Source organism: Thalassospira profundimaris (assembly GCF_003326755.1).
Lineage (GTDB): Bacteria > Pseudomonadota > Alphaproteobacteria > Rhodospirillales > Thalassospiraceae > Thalassospira > Thalassospira profundimaris_B.
This window is the reverse complement of sequence record NZ_JPWH01000033.1, coordinates 18,452-40,015: the sequence shown is the minus strand read 5'-3', so window position 1 is coordinate 40,015 and position 21,564 is coordinate 18,452. Positions and strand designations below refer to the sequence as shown.

The following is a 21,564-nucleotide window of genomic DNA, read 5'->3' as shown; positions in this document are numbered from 1 at the left end:
CGACATGTTTGGACGTCACGTTAAATGGACTATCGCGGCAGCACTTACGGGGTCTTTGCTTGCCGCCGCATCGCCTGCCCTGGCCGAAAGCCAGATTGCCTTTATTCCGAAACTGGTTGGCGTGGGCTTTTTCACCAGTGGCGGCAATGGCGCACTGGAAGCGGGCAAGGAACTGAACGATAAAGTGACTTATGACGGCCCGACGGAACCGAGTGTTTCCGGTCAGGTGCAGTTTGTGAACAACTTTGTCAATCAGGGTTATAATGCCATTATCCTGTCGTCGGTTTCGCCCGACGGTTTGTGCCCGGCGCTGAAACGTGCGATGCAGCGCAATGTGCTGGTCATGACCTGGGATAGCGACGTAAAGCCGGAATGCCGCAGCTATTATGTCAATCAGGGAACACCCGATCAACTGGGTGGCCTGCTGGTGGATATGGCAAATGACGGCATTAAAAAGGAAAAGGCCAAGGTCGCCTTTTTCTATTCCAGCCCGACCGTGACCGACCAGAACGCCTGGGCCAATGCCGCCAAGGCCAAAATTGCCAAGGAACATCCGGGCTGGGAAATTGTCACCACCCAGTATGGCTATAACGATGCGCAGAAATCCCTGCAAACCGCCGAAAGCATCCTGAAAGCCTATCCGGACCTGGATGCCATTATTGCCCCGGATGCCAATGCCCTGCCTGCATCGGCACAGGCGGCCGAAAACCTGGATCGCGCCGGCAAAGTCACCATTGTTGGCTTTAGCACGCCCAACGTCATGCGCCCCTATGTCAAGCGCGGCACGGTGGAACGGTTTGGTCTTTGGGATGTGACCCAACAGGGCAAGATCGCGGTTTATGTTGCCGATCATGTCCTGAAAGACGGCCCGATGAATGTGGGCGACAAGCTTGATATTCCGGGGATCGGCACGGTTGAAGTCTCGCCCAACAGTGTTCAGGGCTATGACTATGAGGCCAAAGGCAACGGCATTATCCTGCTGCCCAAACGGACCGTGTTTACCAAAGACAATATCGACGATTTCGACTTCTGATTTCGGAAATCAGGCACGGCACCGTTCTCCCTCGGTGTCGTGCCTTTTCATTTGTTATTGAATTTCATCTTTCAAATTTCAGCCTAACGGACATGCCCGATGCAGAATTTATGGAACGATCAGGACGCCCAAAGCTATATTGACCAGGCCATTGCCCAGGGTCAGCCTGCCGATCTGGGGTTGCGGGTTTATACATCGCGCATTATCGGCCAGGTCCCCGACCTTGTTTTACATGGCGGGGGCAATACATCGGTCAAAATCACCCAGGATGACGGAACCCGCATCATCCATGTCAAAGGCAGCGGCTGGGACCTTGAAACCATCGAGGCACCGGGCCTGCCTGCCGTTTATTTGCAACCTTTGCTTGATGCCCGCCATCAGGGCCGCCTGAGCGACCCGGAAATGGTGGCGCTTCTGCGCAAAAACCTGCTGGAAGCCGATGCGCCGAACCCCTCGGTCGAGGCACTGTTGCACGCCTACCTGCCCGATACATTTGTCGATCACACCCATTCAACCGCCGTTCTGGTGCTGGCGGACCAGGATAATTCCGAAGAGATCATGCGCGAGATTTACGGCGACCGGCTGGCATTTTTGCCCTATGTCATGCCCGGCTATGACCTGTCGATCGCCGGGGCGGACCTGTTTGACCAGTTCCCGGATTGCCAGGGGCTTTGGCTTAAAAATCATGGTCTTTTCACCTTTGGCGCAACGGCCAAAGAATCCTATGACCGCATGATCGATTTTGTCACCGAGGCGGAAAATTACATTGAAGCCAAAGGCATTGCCCTGCCCGGGCCGGAAAAATCGGACGGCAGCCTGAGCCAAACCCTGCGTGACAAGCTGCAATCCGCCCTGCAAAAAGGCGGATCACCGTTTGCCAATGCCATTGCGATGGATTTTCGCACCACACCCTCCATTCGCACCTATTTGGCCAACCCGGCCCTGGAAGACATTGCCACGCGCGGCACGGCAACACCGGACCATGTTATCCGGATCAAACCCTTTCCGATGATCATTGATGAAAATGCGAATGAAAGCACCATTTCTGCCGCAATTGAAGATTACCAGCAAAAATACAGTGCCTATTTCAATCGCAATGCGCCCAATGCCAGCGAACCTAAGGTGCAACTGGACCCTTGGCCGCGCATTGTCCTGATCAGAAATGTGGGTCTTGTCGGCTTGGGCAAGGATGCCAAAGCAGCAGCCATTGCCGGTGATTTGGGCGAACAAACTGCCCGTATCATCAATGCGGCCGAAAAAATTGGCCGTTTCCAGCCGATCAACGAGGCTGATCTGTTCGATATGGAATATTGGTCACTTGAACAGGCCAAACTGCAAAAGAAATAACCTTTCGGATGCAGTAACGCTCTGTCCGCCACCCGGCATCAACCGCCAGCCGGGTGGCATTTTTTTTGATTTGCGTTCCCCAGCCCGAAAAAGAAAATGCCACGGAAATCATCCGTGGCACCAATATGAAAGCATCATTGCGCGCGGAAAACCGGGGCTTTATGCGGACATACGGCTGCGCGGGGCCCAGTTGTCGGGCAATTCGCCCTTGATGATCAGGCTTAAGATGTCGTCCTTATTCACATCTTCCACCTTGTGTTCACCCACCTTGCGGCCGTTTTTCATTACCACAATGCGATCACACAATTCGCACACATCGTCCATGTCATGGCTGATCAGGAAAATGCCAATGCCTTTTTCGCGCAGTTTTTCAATCAGTTCTGCCACCATCGCGGTTTCCGACGGGCCAAGGGCGGCTGTTGGTTCATCCATAATAACGATGCGGGCATTGAAATAAATCGCCCGGGCAATCGCAATGACCTGGCGCTGCCCGCCCGACATATTCATGACCGCCTCGGTAATGTTGCGGAAATTGGGGTTAAGACTGCGCAATGCCTTGCGGGTTTCTTCTTCCATTTTGCGGTCATCAAGCATCCCGAACCGGGTTTTAAGCTCGCGCCCCAAAAACAGGTTGGCAGGTGCGTTCAAATGATCGGCCAGCGCCAGGGTCTGGTATATGGTTTCAATCCCGCAATGGCGCGCATCAATCGGGCTGGACATTTCCACCGCATTGCCCTGAATTTTTATTTCCCCGGAATCATAGGCCATTGCCCCGGATAAAATCTTCATCAGGCAGGATTTACCGGCACCATTATGCCCCAAAACCCCAACAACTTCACCCGGATACAGGTTTAACGACACATCCTCAACCGCGTGGATACCGCCAAACCGCTTGACGATGTTGTTCATTTCAACAACGGGGGAAAGGGCATTCATCCGAATTTCTCCTGGATATTTCAAGCGCGGCGATGTTGCACCAGCCCGGCACAACATCGCCTGACAGCTTAATTAGTACAGAACGTTCTGGGCTTCGGGGGTATCAAGATTGTCCTTGGTGACAAGAACAACACCGGTATTGATGAAGCTGTCGACTTTGTCGCCCTTCAGCAGTTTGGCAATGGTTTCAATGCCTTTTTCACCCATCTGGTAAGACCCCTGAACGGCAATGGCATCCAGCGTGCCGTCACGCACGAAACCCTGCAAATCTTCGTTGCCATCAAAACCAATGGCAACAAGCTGGCCCTTTTTACCGGCCTGAACAATGGCACGGCCCATGCCAATTGCGGTCGGTTCATTGGCCCCAAAAATACCCTTAAGGTCCGGGTTGGCGGCCAGTACGTCGGTCGTCTGGTTCAGGGCCTTGGCCATTTGTGATTCCGAATAGAACGGACCGACAATTTCAAGCTTGGAATTGGCCTTGATATAGTCGGTAAAACCGCCAACACGACCAATTTCCGAGCCCACACCGGCGACATAGGACATGATGGCGATTTTGCCGGTTGTCCCCACCTTTTCAATCATCTGCTTGGCGCATAGCTCGCCCGCCTTGCGGTTATCGGTGGACAGAAACGCCTGATAATAGTCCTTGCCCGCATCAGACAGGGCTGAATCGATAATCACAACGGGAATGCCGTTTTCATAGGCCTTTTTAACCGAGGGCACCAGCGCATCCGGATCAGAGGGTGCCAGCACGATACCGGCAACTTTACGGTTAATCGCGTTCTGCACCATGTTGACTTCATCGGCAACAGCCGATTCCGTTGCCGGACCCTGGAACGACATTTTATAGCCGTCCAGTTTACCAATGGCGCTTTCTGCCCCTTTGTGAACGTTCTGCCAGTAATTGGAACTTGTGGTTTTCACAATCACGGCAATTTCGTTGCTTTGGGCAGCAGCGATGCCTGTCATCCCGACCAGGGCAAAGACAGCCCCCAAAAGTAACTTTTTCATCTTTTTCCTCCACTGAACTGATTATTATTAGGCTTGAATATAATCACCGGCGATTGCGCAGATGATCGACATAAACGGTTCCGATAATCACGCAACCGATGATGATTTGCTGGATGAATGATGAAACGCCGTTCATATTCAATCCATTCCGCAAAATTCCGATAACAAACGCGCCAATCATGGTGCCCGAAATCGTGCCCACACCGCCCATCAGCGAGGTGCCGCCGATCACGGCTGCGGCAATGGCATCAAGTTCATACATCACACCTTCATTCGGCTGGGCCGTCACCAGGCGGGACATCAGGATGATCCCGGTAACACCCGCCAGGAAACCGGATGTGGCATAGGCAAACATTTTGGTGCCGTTCACATTGACACCAGCAAGCCGCGAGGCTTCCTCGTTCGATCCAACAGCATAAACGTGACGGCCAATGGACAAACGGCGCAAAATAAATGCCACCACAATCGCCATTAACACCATCAACACCACCGGATAGGGAATACCGGGGAAAATCATATGCGGCAGGCCGTTGGCCCCTTTTTCCAGCATCCGGAAAAATGCGCCGTTGCCAAGTTCGCCAAAGGCCTCGCCCAATTGGGATACCGGTGCGGCCCCGGTAAGCTGCAAGGCAACACCACGGGCAATCATCATCATGCCCAGGGTAGCAATAAAGGGGGCCAACTTCAGCCGTGTCACCACCAGGCCATTGATAATGCCACATAATGTGCCAACCAGCACACCAACCCCCATCCCGGCATAAACCGGCCAGCCCGCCTTGACCAGCAAGCCTGCCACGGTACCGGAAAGGGCCAGCACCGAACCGACACTCAAATCAATGCCGCCGGTCAGAATTACCACTGTCACCCCGATCCCCAGAAAGGCAATCGATGTTGTCTGCAAGGACACCGTCATGGCATTGCCCAGCGAGAAAAAGGCATCACTGGTCAGGGAAAAGGCAACAATCAGAACCACCAGGCTGAACAGGGCGGCAAATTTCTGAACCAGATCTTTGCGCTCGTCTCCCGTCATGTTCATCCAGAAGAAGAATGATGACGGGTTGCTCGGAGGCGGCGTTTGCTCCGTGGTTCGTTCTGGCGTCACGACGTATGTCTCCCGGTTGTAAATATCGATCTTGCGCCCCGCCTGCCGTTGAACGCATTGGCAAAAACGGAGCCGTAATGAACCAATCAAAACAGAAAGACGCGGCAGATTTGCATTCTGGCAATGACCGAAAAACAGACCGCCAGCAAAACCTTAAACTCGCCGATAACGAGGACGCCTACCCTGTTTTGATTGTTTTTTATCGTTAAAAGACATTTTTAGCGCAGCCCGAACGCTTGTCAAATGTTTTGTATGGATTAAAAACATTTTTCTGTAAGGGATGCGAAAACAGGCAGCCAGCCGCGCCTGCCGCTGCCTCTGGAAAGCCCGGTTAATCCCAGGAAACGGATGCCAGCAACGTCCGCCGGGCGGTTTGCAAATGCTCGCGAAAACGAATTCGGCCCACATCAAAATCCCCGGAAACCAGGGCATCAATCACGCGCAGATGCTCTTCCACCGCATCGGCATTGCGGCCCTTTTCCCCGGTTTTGTTCCAGCGGTAATGATAATGAAAAATCAGCGCCACCAGATCGTAAAAATCATCGGCAAACCGATTGTGAAAGGCGGAAATGATCAGCCGGTGGAATCGGTCATCCAGGCGGGGGAACTGCATATAGCGCCCGTCCATGTCTTCCTGCAAATACCGGTGTTCGTTACCCAGGGCCTTCAGTTTTTGCCAGTTTGCATGATCGGCGGGCAGTTTGACAAAGGTGTCAAAGGCGCGCAGCTCGAACATTTCGCGCACATCAAACAGCTCCATCGCAAAATCGCGGGTAAAACCGTTCAACACCCAGTAACGATTGGGTTTTTTCTCGATCAGGCCAAAGCGGGAAAAGCGGATCAGATATTCCCGTACCGATGATGCACTGACACCAAAATTTTTGGCAAGCTCGCTTTCGCGCAAAACCGTTCCCGGTGCCAAATCGCCGCCAACAATATATTGCATAAAGGCCGGTTCGATCAGATCGGCGGTCGGTCGCGTCTCGCTGGCCTGAAAATAATCGTCCTTGACGGGAAGGCGCAAAACCGTTTTGTCCCGGCCCTTCCAGTGAATGATTTTTTCTTCGGAAAGATGATCCAGAACCGCGCGCACCGTACTGCGACTGATCGACCACTTGCCCGCCATTTCCTTTTCCGGCGGCAGGCATGCCCCTTCACCAAGCGCGACAATATAATCCAGGCAGGCGTTATAGGTTTCCTTGTATGTCCGATTGGTTTTCGCCACGTTCTTTCCCGTCTCCCCGCACATTGCCCTGAAAATGCCCACTGTTGCCCCAAAACGCAATTGCTTTGTCATCGAAGAAACCATAGGCACTGGTATTTTATTCATAAAAAACGATTGACGGCAAACCGAACTTGTTTTTTATGTATAAAATACAATTTGGTCGATGCAGAGCCAAAACACAAATAGCAGAGAAGCAGCCATGACCCTGATGAAAACCATCCTATGTGAGAAACCGGGCACACTCAGCAACGGATCAGCCCCGTTTCCGGCGAAAAAGGCGGGGCATATCCGCGTTGCGATTCGCGCGATTGGCATTTGTGGCACCGATTATCACATCATGGAAGGCCTGCATCCGTTTTTGCAATATCCCCGGGTCATGGGCCACGAACTATCGGGCATTGCACTTGACCCGTCGTCAAATGGTGAAATTGCCGAGGGCGACCTTGTGGTTGTAAACCCCTATGTCACCTGCGGCACCTGCCATGCCTGCCGTATTGGCAAACCCAATTGCTGCATGTCGATTTCGGTGCTGGGCGTACATAGTGATGGTGGCATGTGCGATCAAATCAGCGTGCCTGAAGGCAACCTTTACCCGGCAACGGGCCTTTCTGCCCGCGATGCGGCGATGGTGGAATTTCTCGCCATTGGGGCCCATGCGGTCAGCCGGTCGCGCATTCAAAAGGGCACCAAGGCCCTTGTCATCGGGGCGGGCCCCATCGGTATTGGCACGGCCCTGTTTGCCAGCTTTGCCGGTGCGGAAATTACCCTGCGTGATACCAGCCAGCAACGCCTTGACCGCGCCTGCGCCATCGTCAAAGGCTCCAAGGGCGTTTTGGTCAATGATGCCAATGCCGACCTGCCCAAAGATGGCTTTGAAACCGTGTTTGATGCCACCGGCAACATCAATGCCATGAATGCTGCCATTCATGATCTTGCACATGGCGGCACGCTGGTTTTTGTCGGCGTGGTCAAGGGCGAGTTACGCATTGATGACCCGGAATTTCACAAGCGCGAAACCACCCTGATGGGCAGCCGCAATGCGCTGCGCGCCGATTTTGACAAGGTCATGTCGCATATGCGGGCCGGGGATGTGCCGGTTGATCTGTTAAACACCCACGAAGGATCGTTCGATAACGGTCTAGAACAACTGACAAGCTGGCTGCATGACCGCGAAGAAATCGTGAAGGCGGTTCTGCATGTCCGCTAAAAGCCCCACCCCGATCCTGCAATTTGGCACCAGTCGCTTTCTCCAGGCCCATTTTGATCTGTTCGTGGACGAGGCCTTAAAGAACGATCAGGCTATCGGCCCGATCACGGTTGTGCAATCCAGCGGGGCCAGCGCGCGCAGCGGCCGCCTTGCCGCCCTGGCGGCGGAGGATGGTTATCCTGTCAAAATTCGCGGCCTTGAAAACGGCAGTATTGTTGATCGTGAACAACAGATCGTGTCAATTACGCGCGCCCTGTCCACCGCAACAGACTGGCCCAAAATCGTCGCCATTTTTGTCAATGAAGTCGAATATCTGGTGTCAAACACTGCCGATGCCGGTTATGCCCCTCAACCTGCAGATAAAGGCGACGCTTTCGATCAGGCCATGTCCTTTCCGGCAAAATTACGCCTGTTGCTTAAGGAACGCTTCCTCGCACATGGTCGCCCGTTAACAATCATGCCAATGGAGTTGATCCCCGAAAACGGCGCGGTATTGCGGGCCTGTGTTCTGGCGCTGGCCGAACAGGATGACAGCGATTTTCAGGACTGGCTGCAAAACCGGATCATCTGGGTCAACTCGCTGGTGGACCGGATCGTTTCCGAACCGATCGACCCTGCCGGGGCCATTTGTGAACCCTATGCCCTGTGGGCGATTGAAAATCAGCCGGGGCTTGCACTGCCGTGCCAGCATTCCGCGATTGAACTGGTCGATACGCTTGACGACATCGAAGCCCTGAAACTGTTTATCCTGAATTTGGGTCACACCTGGCTTGCCGACCGCTGGCAGCAACAGGGCAGTGATCGTGCGATGTCGGTCAAGACGTTTCTGGAAGACAGTGAAACACTCAATGCCCTGCAAGGCATGTACGAGGCCGAAGTCATCCCCGGTTTCGCCGCTGCCGGAATGGAACAGCGCGCACGCACCTATCTGGCAACCACGATAGATCGTTTCCGCAATCCTTTCCTGGATCACAAACTGGCCGATATTGCACAAAATCATCGCCAAAAAATAGAGCGCCGCATCCGTGGTTTTGTCGATTGGGCGCAAAGCCACGGCGATACCACACCAAAACCGGCACTTGCCGCCCTGATCAACAAGGTTCCCGCACCATGAAGATTAACGCCCTTCGCCTCAATGACACCGACAATGTGCTTATTGCACTTATGCCTTTAAAAGCCGGGGATCAGTCGTCGCCCGGAATTGATGTTGCCGAGGATATTGGCGCTGGTCACAAATTTGCCGCGCGCGACATCGCCAAAGGCGAACAGATTGTAAAATATGGTCAGGTGATCGGCGTTGCCACCGCCGACATTGCCATTGGCACCTTGGTGCACAGCCACAACCTGGCAATGGGCGAAGCCCGCCTGGGTGCAAACAAGGCCGAAGCCCCTGTTCTGCCGCGCCCGGAACGCGACAGCTTTATGGGCTATCGCCGTAAAAATGGCCGGGTTGGCACGCGCAACTATATCGGTATTATCTCCACCGTGAACTGTTCGGCCACGGTATGCCGCGCCATTGCCGATGCCGCCACCCGCACCTTGTTGCACAAATATCCCGGTATTGATGGCTTTGCCCCGATTGTCCATGACCAGGGCTGTGGCATGGTCAATCGCGGTGAAGGCTATGACATTCTGGTGCGCACCCTTGCGGGCTACCGTGATCATCCCAATTTCGGCGGCGTCTTGCTGGTCGGGCTGGGATGCGAGGTCAACCAGCTTAGTGCTTATGGCGAAAAGGAAGACCCCGACACCGCCGCGCGCTATGCCAGCTTTAATATCCAGTCTGCTGCCGGGTCGGCCTCGGCGGTGCGCAAGGCGGTCGAGATGCTTGATGGCATTGCTGCTGTTGTCTCCAAAGACCAGCGCGAAACCTGCCCGGCCTCCGAACTGGTTTTGGGCATGCAATGTGGCGGGTCGGACGGTTTTTCGGGGCTGTCGGCCAATCCGGCGCTAGGCGTTGCCAGCGATCTTCTGGTCGCGGCGGGCGGCACCAGCCTGCTTTCCGAAACACCGGAAATTTTTGGCGCCGAACATTTGCTGATCGCCCGGTCGGATGCCGAAACCGGGGCCCGTATTGCCGGGATGATCGACTGGTGGAAAGATTACGCCGAAAAGAACGACGCCGAACTTGATAACAATCCCTCGCCGGGCAACAAGCGCGGCGGGCTGACCACCATTCTGGAAAAATCGCTGGGTGCAGTTGCCAAGTCAGGCCGCGCACCGGTGGCCGATGCCATTGGCTATGCTTACCCGGTGCGTAAAAACGGCCTCGTTTACATGGACAGCCCCGGTTATGACCCGGTTTCCGCCACCGGCCAGGTCGCCAGTGGTGCCAATATCATTGCCTTTACCACCGGTCGCGGCTCGTGCTTTGGGGCAAAACCGGCCCCGTCACTGAAACTTGCCTCCAGCAGCAGCCTTTACGCCCGCATGCCCGAGGATATGGATATTAATTGCGGTACCGTGATTACCGGCGAACAAACCCACGAGGAACTGGGTTTGCAAATTTATAACACCCTGCTTGATACGGCCTCGGGCGCCAAAACCAAAAGCGAAGAATTCGGCTATGGCGACAACGAATTCGTACCCTGGAAGATCGGCGCGGTTCTTTAGCGGTTTATCTTATAAACAGACAAAAAAACATCTTCCAAAAACCGGGAAACAGCCAATACTGTTTCCCGGTTTTGTTTTGTCCAGCCTTAGCGCCTTCATGATTGCTTTTTTAAACCAATCCAAAACGCCGGGCGCGGGTCAACAGCCTTTCGGCGCGCTTGCGCATGGGGGCGTCTATCATTCGACCATTCAAAACCGCAGCCCCCCTGCCTTGCGCTGCGGCGGTTTTCAGGGTTGCGATCACCGCGCGGGCATGGGCAATTTGTTCGGAACCGGGCGAAAAGGCCTGGTTCAAAACCGGCACCAAAGCCGGATGGACACAAGTTGACCCCTCAAAGCCAAACCGTGCCGCGCGGCGCGCAATATCCCTTGTTTTGTCAAGGTTGGCATAATCAGCTGCACTTTCGAGCAAACCATAGGGCACCAGCCCGGCCTTGCGCGCGGCAAATACCAATTGCTGGCGCGGCAATAACAGGGTTTCAGGGTCCGGTTCCATCCCGGCTTCCGTTGCGAAATCCTCGCTGCCCAGCAACAAACCAACAGCCCGCGACGATGCTGTTGCAACCTCACTGGCAGCGAAAAAACCCGCCGGAGATTCGATCATCGGAATGAATTTGATGCCGCCGGGCACAAGGCCCCGTTCGGCTTCCAGTTCGTCAAGCGTTTCCGCGAGCAAAGCCACTTTGTCAGGCCGGTCGGCCTTGGGCAGCAAAATGGCCGTTAAACCCGGTTGCACGATTTTTTCCAGATCGGGAATGGCCTTTCGCAGGCTGGCATTAATCCGAACCAGAACATCGCTCGGGCCATCAACCATTTCTGCAACAGTCTCGGCACACAGGTTCCGCGCATTTGCCTTGTCTGTATCGGGAACGCTGTCTTCAAGATCGAGGACGATGCCATCAGCACCGCGCTGCTGCGCCTTGGCGACAAATCGTGCATTATTGGCTGGCACATATAAAAGCGAGCGCCACGAACAATGTAAATGATCCTGCATCGCTGTCATCTATCCATGCCCTGGCGAACCAACCCGCTGGCAAAAGCCGCAGCAATCCGTGTGTCATCATATCCGATTTCACGCCAAATCCGTTCGCTATACGCTCCCGAAGGCGGGGCGGCAAAATGCAGGGTTCCGGGTGTCTCTGACAATCCTGGAACCGGGCTGAGCATGGCAACGTCCCCCAAATCCACATCCGGGACATCCTTATAAACGCCAAGCCCGATAAAATGACGATCCTTATGGATATCTTCGATGTCATAAATGGGCGATGCCGTAATTTCGGCGGCTTGAAATTTTTCCATTACCTCGTCACGGCTGTATTAAGCAATCCAGTTTCCAACAATCCTATCGACCTCGCCACGATACGCAACACGTACCGCATTGCTCGCGTTGGTCGTATTGATCCCATAGCACGGATCATGGTTCATATCATCATGCCCCACCAGGCGAAACAGCCTTTCCGCCATACGCTACATGGACCCGGACAGCGCGACATACATGCCATCCGCCATTTTGTAAACATAGCGCGGGCCCTGCCAGATCGCCCCACCGCAAAAACACATGATCCAGCGACAATGCCGGAAAAGGTCGTTGTGCCATCACTTCGGGGTGCCAAACTCAAAAAACGAAGAAGATGGCTATCCCCATTGCCAATGAGGGCGCCGAAAAATCGACGTGATTCTGTAATACGCTGTTCGGCCCTGCCGATGATATATTCCAAAACAGAATTCAGATCGCCGTCCCCATGATGCGGTGCATTCCTGAAGGACCATGCCGCACCATTTTGTAGATCTGCCGTATATTTATACGCATTTTCGAGGTCTGCCGTGCGTTTCAGACTTTATCATATTTACAGCGTCTTCACATTTCCGCCATCATTTATGCTCGACTCTTGGTTCAAACTCGACTAGCGTTTGATTAATCGATTAATCATTGTTTTAGCAAATGTGACGTTCGAGCAGTAGATGGCTGGCAAGCGGACAGGTCCAAATCTGAGCAAAATAGCCGAGGCCCTTGGGGTTTCGTCGGCCACTGTGTCCAATGCCCTGTCGGGCAAGGGCCGGGTCTCGGCGGATCTGGTTAAAAAAATTCGCAAAAAAGCCGGCGAAATGGGCTATGTCCCCAGCCGTGCCGGGCGGGCCCTGCGCACCGGGCGATCCGGGGTTTTGGGGCTGGTCCTGCCCGATATTGGCAACCCGCTTTTCCCGCAGATTGCCCAGGCGATGGAGCGTGCGGCGGCGACAAATGATTATGGCGTGCTGATTGCCGATTCCCGCGACGACGTGACCACCCAGACCGATGCCATCGGCCGCCTGATCGAACGCGGGGTGGACGGGCTTATTGTTATTCCGCGTCGCGGCACACGCATTGGCACGGTGGGCTGCCCGGTGGCGATGATCGATACCCCCTCGACCCCCGGCAATACCGTCTCGGCCGATCATTGGCAGGCGGGCGAACAAATTGCCCGCCATCTGATGGAGCTGGGCCACAAAAATATTCTGCTGCTGGGCAACGACCCGGCATCGAATGTGCAAAATGACCGTATTGGCGGCATGAAAGCCGCCTTTAAACGCGATATTTCGTGCCAGACGCTCTGGCTGCAACCCCTGTTACGCAAGGGCGGCACAGCAGCATCATTGAACCTGTCCGAACGGATCTCACAAGGTGTAAGCGCCATTGCAACCGTATCTGACCTTCTGGCCCTGCGGGTTTTGACCGAACTGCAAACAGCCGGTTTCCAAGTCCCCACCCAGGTCAGCGTGACCGGATTTGATGATTTGATTTTTTCGCCAGTCATCAGCCCCGCCCTGACCACGGTGCGGATGAATATGTCGCAAATTGCCAATATCGCCGTTGCTGCCCTGATTGATGAAATCAATGGCAACCGTGATCCCAAGCCCAAAACATCCTTGCAAAAAAAACGAACGGTCCCCGATACCGTCATGGCTGATACGTCCAGGGTTCCGATGGAACTGATTATTCGGTCTTCCACCGGCCCGGCCCCTTTTGACCAAACACCCCATTCCAATGGAGAGACGTTGTGAAAAAACTGCTGCTGGCTTCCTGTGCGCTGATCGCATCCCTGAATGCGGCCCAGGCCGACGAAAACAAACTGACCATTTCGGTTTACGGCTTTGCCCAGGATGCCTTTAAGGAAATCCTCTATAAACCGTTCGAGGAAAAATGCGGCTGTGAACTGGTTGTTGAAACCGGCAACTCGGTTGAACGCCTTGCCAAAATGGAAGCCAACAAGGACCATCCGGTTGTGGACCTTGCCGTGATGACATCCCAGGATGCCCTTGCCGCACGCCGCAAGGACCTGACCGACACCATCGACACTTCCAAACTGGAAAATTTTGACAAGCTTTATGACATCGCCAAAGATCCGAATGGCGATGGTCACAGCGTTGGTTACACCTTTTACAGCACCTCGATTGCCTATCGGTCCGACAAGGTTGACATAACGTCCTGGCAAGATCTTTTGTCTGATAAACTGGCAGGCCATGTCGCCCTGCCCAATATCACCACCAGCCAGGGGCCGCTTGTGCTTTATATGCTGGGCAAGGCAATGGGCGACGACGATGCCAGCCTGAAGGCCCCGATTGCAGAAGTTGGCAAGCACAAGGATGACATTGTTACCTTTTATGTCCGGTCATCCCAACTGGTTCAGTTGATGCAGCAGGAAGAAATCTGGGCCGCCCCCATTGGCCGTTTCGCCTGGAAGGGTTTTTCCAAAATGGACCTGCCGATCAAATGGGCCACCCCGAAAGAAGGCCAGTCCGGCGGCATGAATGTGATGGTCCTGACCAAGGGCAGCAAGCATCGTGACCTTGCCCTGCAATTCATGGATTTCTGGCTGTCAACCGACATTCAGACCAAACTTGCCGAAGGCCTGGTTGACAGCCCGGCCAACAAGGATGTCAAGGTTTCCGACGACATTGCCGATAACCTGACCTATGGCGCCGATACGGTTGCCAATCTTCACCTGATCCCGTCGGACGTCATGATTGATCATCGTGATGCCTGGCTGGAACAGTGGAACGAAAAAGTCGGCCAGTAACATTCAGGTGGCAGGGTGCCATAGGGTGCCCTGCCAATCCTGACTTTGTCCGCGAAATACCGAATGACCAAGCCGCTCCACGTATCATTACGCCGGGCAATTACCGACAAATCCCTACAGAGCACTTAAAATGTTTCAGAACCGGGCCGAAGCCATTGCACTGGTCCTGCCTGCCGCCGTTTTTGCCGGAGCCGTTTTTCTGGTTCCCGTGATGATCCTTCTGTCAGAAGGGTTTCGCACGGCCGATGGCTGGTCTATCCAGGCCTATATTGATTTCTTTTCCCATTCGCTTAATCAGGCGGTGTTTTTTCGCACCCTGAAGCTGGCGGCAATGGTAACAGCAGCATCAGCCGTCATTGGCTATGCGGCGGCCTTTGCCATTGTCAACCTGCCTGCCAAGGGCAAGGGCCGTGTCACCGGGCTGGTGGTTTTACCGCTGATGATTTCACCCGTTGCGCGCACCTATGCCTGGCTGGTTATTTTGGGACGTACCGGTTTTGTCAACAAGGCGCTGGTTGCCGTTGGCCTGAGTGATGAACCGATCCGTTTCCTGTTTACCGAAACCGCCGTTTTCATTGGTTTGTTACAACTGTTTTTGCCGCTTATGATCATTTCCCTGATCAGTGCGCTGGAAAACATGCCGCGCGATGCGGTGCCTGCCGCCCGGGTTCTGGGGGCCAACTGGTTGCAGGTTTTCACCCGCGTGATTTTGCCGCTCACCCGCGAGGGGCTGGTGATTGGCGGCACCCTGGTTTTTACCGGCTCCATGACCGCCTATATCACCCCGGCCATCCTGGGCGGGTCCAAGGTTTTGATGCTGGAAACCCTGATGTATCAGCGGGTCACGGTTGCCAATGATTTTGTCTCGGCCAGTGTGATTGCGCTGATCCTGATCGTCATGGCCTTTTCGGCCAACCTGCTGCTTAAACGGCTGGCAACGGCGAGGAACAAGAAATGACATCACGCCTGTTTTCCCCCCTCGTTTTGCTGTTGGTGCTGGCGTTTTTGATCGGCCCGTTTGCCATTATTATTGCCGCGTCCCTTTCCGCTGGTGAAACCCTTGCCTTTCCGCCCCAGGGCCTGTCGCTGCGCTGGGTGTTCAAGGTTTTTGAAATCGAAAGTTTCCGTCAAAGTTTTGGCATTTCGATGTTTCTGGCCATTGGCGGCACCCTGATGGCCCTGATTTTGGGTGTCCCTGCCAGCTATGCGCTATCGCGTTACAAGGTGCCTGGGGCTGAAACCATCCGTACGATTGTGTCCTCGCCCATCATTGTGCCGGGCATTATCGTGGGTTTGGCGTTGCTGCGCTATTTTGTCGTGCCGTTTAACACCGGCATTCTGTTTGCCCTGTTTGTCGCCCATACCGCGCTTATTTTGCCTTATGCCGTGCGGGTTGTTTCCGCCAGCCTGACCAATTTGCGATCCGACATCGAAGAAGCCGCGGTTTTGCTGGGTGCATCACGTATGGGAGCGTTTTTCCGCGTGGTGTTGCCCAATATTCGCGGTGGTATTTTGGCGGCCTTTATTCTGGGTTTTGTCACCAGTTTTAACCAGGTGCCGGTATCGCTGTTTTTGTCCGGGCCCGGTGTACGCACCCTACCCATTGATATGCTGGCCTATATGGAAATCACCTACGACCCGTCGGTTGCCGCCCTGTCGGCGCTGCTGGCCTTCATGTCGCTGGGTATTGTGTTTCTGGCCGAACGTTTCCTAGGATTTTCCCGCTATGTCTGATGCAAAATTTCTAAGCCTTGAAAAACTGACCCTTTCATATGGCAAAAATGTTGCCGTGCCGGAAATGGATCTGGATATTGGCAAAGGCGAACTGGTGGCGCTGCTGGGCCCGTCGGGCTGCGGTAAAACAACCACCATGCGGGCAATTGCCGGTTTGCTGACCCCGTCATCGGGCAGCATTCGCCTGGATGGGGTTGATATTACCAGAACGCCTGCCAACAAACGGCCTGTCGGGCTGGTGTTTCAGTCCTATGCCCTGTTTCCGCACCTTAATGTGTATGAAAACGTTGCCTTTGGCCTGCGCCTGATGGGGGTTAAAGGCAATGATCTGGATACGCGGGTCAAACAGGGCCTTAAAACCGTGGGGCTGGAAAAATTCACCACCCGCAAACCCGCCGAGCTTTCGGGCGGGCAGCAACAGCGTGTGTCGCTGGCGCGATCGATGGTGATGGAACCCAAGGTATTGTTGCTGGACGAACCGCTTTCCAACCTGGATGCCCGCCTGCGCCTTGAAATGCGCACCGAATTGCAGCGCGTGCAAAAAGAAAGCGGTGTCACCATGATTTTCGTTACCCATGACCAGGTTGAAGCCCTGGCAATGGCCGACCGGATTATTGTGATGAAGGACGGCCTGATCGAACAGATCGGCACGCCCGAGCAGATTTATAACCACCCGGTTTCGGATTTTGTGGCCGATTTTGTCGGTTTTGAAAATGTCTTTGCCCTGCATAACGGCATGCTGAAAACCGGCGAGCACGAAATTGACCTGCACGGCACTGTTCCAGCCCATACCAGGGGCCTTGCCTGGCGCCCGGGAACCATCACGCTGGGGTCCGGCCCCTATCGCGGCAAGGTGCGCGGCACATCCTTTGCCGGTGGCACGCGGGAATATCTGCTTGATACGCCGCTGGGGCAAATCAAGGCGGAATGTGATGCCAGCCTGCCGGTGCATCCGTTTGGCGGGGAGGTTGCCTTTGATCTGAACGTCAAAAAGGCGGCACCGCTTGCGCGCTTTGGGGGCCTGTAATGGGAATCTGGATTGACACCGACATGGGCTTTGACGACATCGCCGCTGTGCTGTGCGTCATCCACGGTGGCAAAATAATTGATGGCATGTCGCTGGTGGCGGGGAATTCCCCATTGCCACAAGTGGCAAGCAATGCCGCTGCAGCCGCCAGCCTGTTTGGCTGGCAGTTCCCCATTCATCAGGGGCGCGACCGGGCAACATTGGGCACCCTTGAAACCGCCGAACGCATTATGGGGCCCACCGGCATGTTATCAGCGGGCAAAACCCTGCCCGATGCCACGTTAAAACCGGCCAAGCCAGCCTTTGACGCCCTGTGCGCGTGGCTGCAAAGCCCGGCCCCGGCAGGCGAAGAGCGCCATATCCTGGCCCTGGGGCCACTGGGCAATATTGCCGCCTTGCTGCTGGCCCGGCCAGAACTGGCCGCAAAAATGGACCAGATCACCTGGATGGGCGGAGCATTCAGCCTGGGCAACCATACTGCATCGGCGGAATATAACGCCTTTGCCGACCCGGAAGCCCTGGCAATTGTGCTGGCCCATAATGTGCCCTTTCGCATGGTGGACCTGGATTTGTGCCGGCAGGTTCTGGCTGCACCGGAAGATGTGCCCGCCATTCGCCATGCCGGGGGCAAAAATGCCGCCCTTTTGGCCGATTTGACAGAGGGCTATATCAACATCGCCGTGACACGGGGCCGCACGGCAATGGCCCTGTTTGACCCCTGTGCCGCCATCGCGCTGACCCGTGATGACGTCATCGAATTTGCCCCGGCCCATATCACCGTTGATTTGAATAGCGGCCCGTCACGCGGACGCACCATTATTGATCCAAGGCCTTCATCGCCCAAGAACGGCGCCTATGCGGTGCGGGTCAATGCCACTGCCGCCCGCGACATGATTTTCAGCGCCCTGCAAGCAGAAGCAAAAAAATGAACACCAGAACCAGCGAACCTGCCGATTTGAATAACGAAGCCCTGCGCAGCCGCGCCATTGCCGCCGCACGGGGGGATGCGCCCTTTGATGTGCTGATTATTGGCGGCAATGTGGTTGATATGGTCACAAGCGAAATTCGTGCGGCTGATATTGGCCTGGTTGGCCCGCTGATCGCCAGCGTGCACAAGCCCGGCCAGTTTAAACAGGCGCAACAAACCATCGATGCCAGCGGGAAATTCATTACCCCGGGGCTGATCGACACGCATTTGCATGTTGAAAGTTCGATGGTGACACCGGCCATTTATGCGCAAACCGTTGTGCCACGCGGTGTGACCACAATCGTCTGGGACCCGCACGAACTGGGTAATGTTTTGGGCAAGGACGGCGTAAAATGGGCCGTTGATGCCACCCGCAACCTGCCCTTGCGTGCGCTGGTACTCGCCCCTTCCTGTGTTCCGGCGGCACCGGGGCTTGAAATTTCGGGCGCGGATTTTGACGGATCGGCCCTGGCCGATATTTTAAGCTGGCCGGCCATTGCCGGTTTGGCCGAAGTCATGAATATGCGCGGCGTTATTAACCGCACCAGCCGCATGACACATATCATGCAGGCCGGGCTGACATCGGGTAAAATGGTGTGTGGTCATGCCCGCGGCCTGAGCGGATGCGACCTTCAGGCCTTCATGACCGCCGGTGTCAGTTCCGACCATGAACTGACCTCAAACGAAGATTTGATGGAAAAATTGCGTGCCGGTATTCATGTTGAAATGCGCGGATCGCACGATCATCTTTTGCCGGGATTTGTCAAAACCCTGAACAAACTGGGCTTTATGCCGCAAACGGTATCGCTGTGTACCGACGATGTTTTCCCCGATGATCTGGTCCAAAAGGGCGGGCTGGATGATGTGGTCCGCCGGTTGGTATCTTACGGGATGCCTGCCATTTGGGCGTTGCGGGCCGCAACCCTGAATGCGGCAATGCACCTTAAGCGCGATGATTTGGGGCTGATTGCCGCCGGGCGACGGGGTGATATCGTCCTGTTTGATGATCTGGAAAATTTCACGGCCAGCCATGTTTTTGCCAATGGCAAACTGGTTGCCAATAACGGTGACATCTGCGAAACCGCCCCGGCAAAAGACCCTGGCATTTTGCACAACACCATGAAAATCAAGGCCCTTTCGGCCGATGATTTTCGTATTCGTGCCAGTGGCAACAAGGTACGCCTTGCCACCATTGACCAGCCCCGCTTTACCCGTTGGGGTGAAGTTGAGGCACCGGTCAAGGATGGTTTTGTCATCCCGCCCAAAGAGGCAACCCTGATTGCCGTTGCCCACCGCCACGGCAAAGCCGACAGCCAGCCGCGCGTTGGCCTGCTGACCGGGTGGGGCCAGTGGCGCGGTGCGGTATGCACAAGCGTTTCCCATGACAGCCACAACCTGACGGTTTTTGGTGGCAATGCCGAGGACATGGCCGTTGCCGCCAATGCCGTGATTGCCGCAGGCGGCGGCATGGCGGTTGCCTCCAACGGTAAAATAGACGCCCTGTTGCCCCTGCCGCTTTGCGGATTGCTGACCGAAACATCGATGCAGGAAACCGCCGGTCAATTTGCCGCCATTCGCGCGGCAACCGACAGGATTGTGGACTGGAACCCGCCCTACCTTGTGTTCAAGGCCCTGTTTGGCGCCACACTGGCCTGCAATATCGGCCCGCACCAAACCGACCGGGGCATTGCCGATGTGATCAGCGATACGGTGCTGGAAACACCGGTTCTGGAAATTCTGTCCTGAAACCATCCGGGCTATGGTGCGTAATCCACCATAGCCCGAACTGCATATGATCAGGCCAATCAAGCCGTATCAATTTTATATAAAACCGCATCAACGCGATCTGTCAGGCGGTCATACAGGCGCTGGGCCGCAATATTGTCCCCGGCGGTTAACCAGTATAACCGGCCCCAGTCCTGCTGTTTGGCCACAATGGTCAGGGCCTTGATCATCTGGCTGCCAATACCCTTGCCCCGTTGGGTATCGGGGACCCAGAAATCTTCCAGATAGGCGACATCGCGCAGGGAAAAGGTATGGGGATGGACAATGATATGTGCCAGCCCCACCACGTCATCATCCGCCGGTCCAGTCTGGCCGGTCTTTTCCAGTGCCAGCCAGGCCTGCATGGGATGATCGGGGTTCAAAATACGCTGCCATAAGGTTTCAATCACATCATCTGTCATATCCGCCGCACCAAAATGGACGATATTCTGACGCCACAAGGTTTCCCATACGGAACGGTGAGAGGGTTTTGCCTGCAAAATGTCAATCATGCTTTTCTTTCTGATGCGACATAAGGACCGTTCCTGGCGTGTCATCTGGCAAGCTGCCATTTTGCAGCCAGTGTAGTGCAACGGGCCATAAACTGGCTTCAAACCGGTCATGAAAAAAGGCGAAATGACCAATCGCCTCAACACCAATATCCCCCGGCGCAATACGCAGATGGGTCCGGTTTGAGCCGCGATAATATCCAAGCAGCCGTTCAACGGCGGCAACCGTACCAAACGGGTCGTCCGTCAGGCCAATTGCCAGTAATTCGGCATTGATTGCGGCAAAATTCTGCTCCAGCCGGGCGGCGGCCACGGCCGATGACAGGCTTTTTTCCACACGGGGGCCCATTTTGCTCCAGTCGCGCACGACATGGGCCGGTACATCTTCCAGCCAGCCCAGCCTTGCGCCGGGGAAATACCCGATGGACCGGGCAAGAAGCGGCATAAAAACATGCCATTTCAGATACATGCGGCGCCGGAGTTCCCGCGCGTAATCGCGCCAATAGGCAAATTGCGCACCCACTGTGACCACATGTTTAAACATATGACTGGACGGTGCCAGGCCCAGGGCAAAGCCGCCAATCGAATGACCCACAGCATAAACCGGCTGGCGGGGAAATCGCACGCTGGCATAGTGCAATATACTTTCAACATCAAAAAATCCCCAATCCCCCCAACCGGCAGCAAAACCGCGCAAACGGGCAGGCCGGGATTCCCCGATACCACGATAATCAAATGTCAGAACATCAAACCCGTTGCGGTGCAAATAGGCGGCAAAACGGGTGTAATATTTGCACCGTACCGCCGTTGCCGCGCAAATAATAACAACCGGGCGACGCCATGCTTCATCCCGGTTGTCACATCGCCATTCAAACCCGGAAATCGCAACGCCATCCTGTGTATGGGTGGTAAAGCGAACCGGATCTGCTTTTTGCATCATGGCAGTCCTCCTTTCGCCAAACCCAAACAGACATGTCGATAGTGACCGGCATTGGCGGGCAAATGCAATTGATGTTTTCTCGTGACAA

The 21,564-nt window shown here is 55.0% G+C and carries 20 protein-coding genes and 1 pseudogene; 13 read left to right on the top strand and 8 right to left on the bottom strand.

Annotated elements, in window-relative coordinates; all coding sequences use genetic code 11:
* Positions 1-4 precede the first annotated feature (4 nt).
* Entirely contained in the window at positions 5-1,033 is a 1,029-nt protein-coding gene (gene lsrB / locus TH25_RS22700) for an autoinducer 2 ABC transporter substrate-binding protein LsrB (RefSeq protein ID WP_114090542.1), read from the top strand.
* Between the two features lie 99 nt (positions 1,034-1,132).
* Positions 1,133-2,380 (top strand): class II aldolase, encoded by a 1,248-nt coding sequence (locus tag TH25_RS22695; RefSeq protein ID WP_114090541.1) that lies wholly within the window; start codon positions 1,133-1,135, stop codon positions 2,378-2,380.
* A gap of 159 nt (positions 2,381-2,539) precedes the next feature.
* On the opposite strand, the gene TH25_RS22690 is transcribed toward TH25_RS22695, so the two are convergent.
* The 3 genes from TH25_RS22690 to TH25_RS22680 form a co-directional block, all read right to left on the bottom strand.
* Positions 2,540-3,316 (bottom strand): ATP-binding cassette domain-containing protein, encoded by a 777-nt coding sequence (locus tag TH25_RS22690; protein WP_258549282.1) that lies wholly within the window; start codon positions 3,314-3,316, stop codon positions 2,540-2,542.
* Positions 3,317-3,388: 72 nt separating this feature from the next.
* Positions 3,389-4,330, bottom strand: a complete 942-nt coding sequence (locus TH25_RS22685) for an ABC transporter substrate-binding protein (RefSeq protein ID WP_114090540.1) — start codon at positions 4,328-4,330, stop codon at positions 3,389-3,391.
* Positions 4,331-4,373: 43 nt separating this feature from the next.
* Entirely contained in the window at positions 4,374-5,432 is a 1,059-nt protein-coding gene (locus TH25_RS22680; protein ID WP_258549281.1) for an ABC transporter permease, read from the bottom strand.
* A gap of 77 nt (positions 5,433-5,509) precedes the next feature.
* Here TH25_RS22680 and TH25_RS25560 point away from each other — a divergent pair, with 77 nt between their 5' ends.
* Complete coding sequence (locus TH25_RS25560; protein WP_258549280.1) at positions 5,510-5,641, top strand: hypothetical protein; 132 nt, start codon at positions 5,510-5,512, stop codon at positions 5,639-5,641.
* Positions 5,642-5,763: 122 nt separating this feature from the next.
* Here TH25_RS25560 and TH25_RS22675 read toward each other — a convergent pair whose 3' ends face one another.
* The gene (locus TH25_RS22675) at positions 5,764-6,657 is read right to left on the bottom strand and encodes a GntR family transcriptional regulator (RefSeq protein WP_114090538.1); all 894 of its coding nucleotides are present in this window, start codon (positions 6,655-6,657) and stop codon (positions 5,764-5,766) included.
* Positions 6,658-6,856: 199 nt separating this feature from the next.
* Here TH25_RS22675 and TH25_RS22670 point away from each other — a divergent pair, with 199 nt between their 5' ends.
* From TH25_RS22670 to TH25_RS22660, 3 genes are read left to right on the top strand one after another with little or no spacing between them, the layout of a single operon-like run.
* Complete coding sequence (locus TH25_RS22670) at positions 6,857-7,864, top strand: zinc-binding alcohol dehydrogenase family protein (RefSeq protein ID WP_114090537.1); 1,008 nt, start codon at positions 6,857-6,859, stop codon at positions 7,862-7,864.
* Positions 7,854-8,978, top strand: coding sequence for a mannitol dehydrogenase family protein (locus TH25_RS22665; protein ID WP_114090536.1), 1,125 nt, complete (start codon positions 7,854-7,856; stop codon positions 8,976-8,978). The genes TH25_RS22670 and TH25_RS22665 overlap by 11 nt, the downstream gene beginning before the upstream one ends.
* Positions 8,975-10,477: a UxaA family hydrolase gene (locus TH25_RS22660; RefSeq protein WP_114090535.1), complete on the top strand. Its 1,503-nt coding sequence runs from the start codon at positions 8,975-8,977 to the stop codon at positions 10,475-10,477. Before TH25_RS22665 ends, TH25_RS22660 begins: the two co-directional genes overlap by 4 nt.
* Positions 10,478-10,586: 109 nt before the next feature.
* On the opposite strand, the gene TH25_RS22655 is transcribed toward TH25_RS22660, so the two are convergent.
* Complete coding sequence (locus TH25_RS22655) at positions 10,587-11,480, bottom strand: HpcH/HpaI aldolase/citrate lyase family protein (protein ID WP_114090534.1); 894 nt, start codon at positions 11,478-11,480, stop codon at positions 10,587-10,589.
* Positions 11,477-11,779 (bottom strand): annotated as a pseudogene (locus TH25_RS22650) (CoA transferase); the annotation flags it as partial. The pseudogene TH25_RS22650 and the gene TH25_RS22655, both read right to left, overlap by 4 nt.
* 660 nt (positions 11,780-12,439) lie before the next feature.
* Between TH25_RS22650 and TH25_RS22645 the strand changes: the two are divergent.
* From TH25_RS22645 to TH25_RS22615, 7 genes are all read left to right on the top strand, one after another.
* Positions 12,440-13,519 carry a LacI family DNA-binding transcriptional regulator gene (locus tag TH25_RS22645; protein ID WP_114090532.1) on the top strand — a complete coding sequence of 360 codons (1,080 nt, stop codon included), beginning with the start codon at positions 12,440-12,442 and terminating at the stop codon, positions 13,517-13,519.
* Complete coding sequence (locus tag TH25_RS22640) at positions 13,516-14,535, top strand: ABC transporter substrate-binding protein (protein WP_114090531.1); 1,020 nt, start codon at positions 13,516-13,518, stop codon at positions 14,533-14,535. Before TH25_RS22645 ends, TH25_RS22640 begins: the two co-directional genes overlap by 4 nt.
* 130 nt (positions 14,536-14,665) lie before the next feature.
* Positions 14,666-15,493 (top strand): ABC transporter permease, encoded by an 828-nt coding sequence (locus tag TH25_RS22635; RefSeq protein WP_073957168.1) that lies wholly within the window; start codon positions 14,666-14,668, stop codon positions 15,491-15,493.
* The gene (locus TH25_RS22630; protein WP_114090530.1) at positions 15,490-16,269 is read left to right on the top strand and encodes an ABC transporter permease; all 780 of its coding nucleotides are present in this window, start codon (positions 15,490-15,492) and stop codon (positions 16,267-16,269) included. Before TH25_RS22635 ends, TH25_RS22630 begins: the two co-directional genes overlap by 4 nt.
* Positions 16,262-17,296 carry an ABC transporter ATP-binding protein gene (locus TH25_RS22625; RefSeq protein ID WP_114090529.1) on the top strand — a complete coding sequence of 345 codons (1,035 nt, stop codon included), beginning with the start codon at positions 16,262-16,264 and terminating at the stop codon, positions 17,294-17,296. Before TH25_RS22630 ends, TH25_RS22625 begins: the two co-directional genes overlap by 8 nt.
* Positions 17,296-18,225 carry a nucleoside hydrolase gene (locus TH25_RS22620; RefSeq protein WP_114090528.1) on the top strand — a complete coding sequence of 310 codons (930 nt, stop codon included), beginning with the start codon at positions 17,296-17,298 and terminating at the stop codon, positions 18,223-18,225. Before TH25_RS22625 ends, TH25_RS22620 begins: the two co-directional genes overlap by 1 nt.
* Positions 18,222-20,009 (top strand): adenine deaminase, encoded by a 1,788-nt coding sequence (locus TH25_RS22615; RefSeq protein ID WP_114090527.1) that lies wholly within the window; start codon positions 18,222-18,224, stop codon positions 20,007-20,009. The genes TH25_RS22620 and TH25_RS22615 overlap by 4 nt, the downstream gene beginning before the upstream one ends.
* A gap of 59 nt (positions 20,010-20,068) precedes the next feature.
* Here the strand turns inward: TH25_RS22615 and TH25_RS22610 are convergent, their stop codons facing one another.
* On the bottom strand, positions 20,069-20,539 hold the full coding sequence (locus TH25_RS22610; protein WP_181847793.1) for a GNAT family N-acetyltransferase: 471 nt from the start codon (positions 20,537-20,539) through the stop codon (positions 20,069-20,071).
* Complete coding sequence (locus TH25_RS22605) at positions 20,532-21,476, bottom strand: alpha/beta hydrolase family protein (RefSeq protein ID WP_220151484.1); 945 nt, start codon at positions 21,474-21,476, stop codon at positions 20,532-20,534. The genes TH25_RS22610 and TH25_RS22605 overlap by 8 nt, the downstream gene beginning before the upstream one ends.
* Between the last annotated feature and the right edge of the window lie 88 nt (positions 21,477-21,564).